Below are 1,099 nucleotides of genomic sequence, written 5' to 3' on the forward strand. Positions count from 1 at the left end.
TAAAGCTCGCTCAGTTTCGCGGCGCGCTGGCTCTTAAAATTTTACAAATTTTTGGAAATTTTGCCGAATACACGCCGCTTCAGGTAAAAAAATCGGTCACGGGCAAGGCAAAGGCGGCGAAGGAGCAGGTTGCCTTCATGGTAAAGCGAATTTTGGGGATTAATAAGGAGATTAAGCCGCTTGATATCACTGATGCCATAGCTATCGCGCTTACGCATGCAAATGTTATGCGACTAGCGCCTAAATAGGAGGGTTTTATGAAGATTGCTATTTTACAAATGGACGTGAAAATAGCTCAAAATTTCGCAGATTGCGAGCAAAATTTTATTCGCGCGCACGATCTGATAGATCGTGCGTTAAAGCGCGGCGCGGATGTAGCGGTGCTGCCCGAGGCATTTAACACGGGCTTTAATACGGCTAAATTTAAAGAGCTTGCCGATACGAACGCTGCTTATACGAAAAAATTTTTAAGCGAAATTTCGCAAAAAAGCGGCGCTGTTTTAATCGGCGGATCGATAAATTCCAAGCGAGATAAAATTTACAATTCCGCTTTTATATATCAAAACGGAGCCGAAATTTTACGCTACGACAAGATCCACGCCTTCTCGCTTGCTCGCGAAAACGAGATCGTAAACGGCGGCGATAAGTTAGGCATTTGCGAGATTAAATTTAAAAATCGCGCGGTCAAAATCGGCGTCGCGATCTGTTATGATCTGCGCTTCGGCGAAATTTTTCGAGCCTTAGCGCTTCGCGGCGCGCAGATAGTTTTTGTAATCGCACAGTTTGCGCAAAGCCGCATAGAGCATTTTATCACGCTTGCGAGGGCCCGCGCGATCGAGAATCAAATTTTTATCTGCGCGGTAAACGGCTGCGGCGATACGGGGCAGGGTGAGAGTTTTGGCGGAAATTCCATGCTGATAAATCCCGGCGGCGAGATCGTCGCGCGCCTAGGCAAAAAAGAGGCTATCAAAGTCATGGATGTAAGTTTAGACGAAATTTTAAAATTTCGCGCTAAAATGGATCTTTTAAAAGATATGAAACCTGAAATTTATAAGGAGTTTTGATGAAAACTTTGGTATTTGTGATCGATATGCTAAAC

Annotated in this window: 2 protein-coding genes; both read left to right on the forward strand. The window is 44.6% G+C overall.

Going from position 1 to position 1,099, the window contains the following annotated elements; translation table 11 throughout:
• The coding region (locus Q0614_RS12270) for a crossover junction endodeoxyribonuclease RuvC (protein ID WP_298787741.1) at positions 1 to 248 on the forward strand (248 nt) is incomplete at its 5' end.
• Between the two features lie 9 nt (positions 249 to 257).
• A complete protein-coding gene (locus Q0614_RS12275; protein ID WP_298789038.1) occupies positions 258 to 1,064 on the forward strand; it encodes a nitrilase-related carbon-nitrogen hydrolase in 807 nt (268 codons plus the stop codon).
• The last annotated feature ends 35 nt before the right edge of the window (positions 1,065 to 1,099 follow it).

Source organism: uncultured Campylobacter sp. (genome assembly GCF_937997595.1).
Taxonomy (GTDB): Bacteria; Campylobacterota; Campylobacteria; order Campylobacterales; family Campylobacteraceae; genus Campylobacter_B.

Coding starts and splice junctions, on each gene's coding strand:
- Q0614_RS12275 (WP_298789038.1), top strand. CDS start 258: ATGAAGATTGCTATTTTACAAATGGACGTGAAAATAGCTCAAAATTTC.